The sequence below is a fragment of the Vogesella urethralis genome, assembly GCF_007644045.2.
In the GTDB taxonomy this organism is placed as follows: Bacteria; Pseudomonadota; Gammaproteobacteria; order Burkholderiales; family Chromobacteriaceae; genus Vogesella; species Vogesella urethralis.
On record NZ_VMDW02000126.1, the window covers coordinates 1 to 236 of the forward strand.

A 236-nucleotide genomic window follows, 5' to 3' on the forward strand; every position below is an offset into this window, starting at 1 on the left:
GCTTTCTTTGTCGACAGCGGACTGACCTATGACGGGCGCAATACCGGCAGCCGGGAGGCGACTATCGGCGGTGGAAGCGGGGACTGGAGTTATCAGGTGCCATATACCCTGACGATGAGCGGGGCCAGCTATTTTACCGCGGGAGATGTCGGCGCACAGATCCAGTTCCCCTACACAGGAACCGATCCTGAAGATGGTAGCGCCGTCGCCATGCAGCTGCGCTGCGACATTATTTC

The 236-nt window shown here is 59.3% G+C and carries 1 protein-coding gene; it reads left to right on the top strand.

Translation table 11 applies throughout. The annotated features are described in order from the left end of the window. Positions 1-236, top strand: a 236-nt coding sequence (locus FLQ03_RS16045; protein WP_206211012.1) for a hypothetical protein, incomplete at both ends; no start/stop codon positions are given.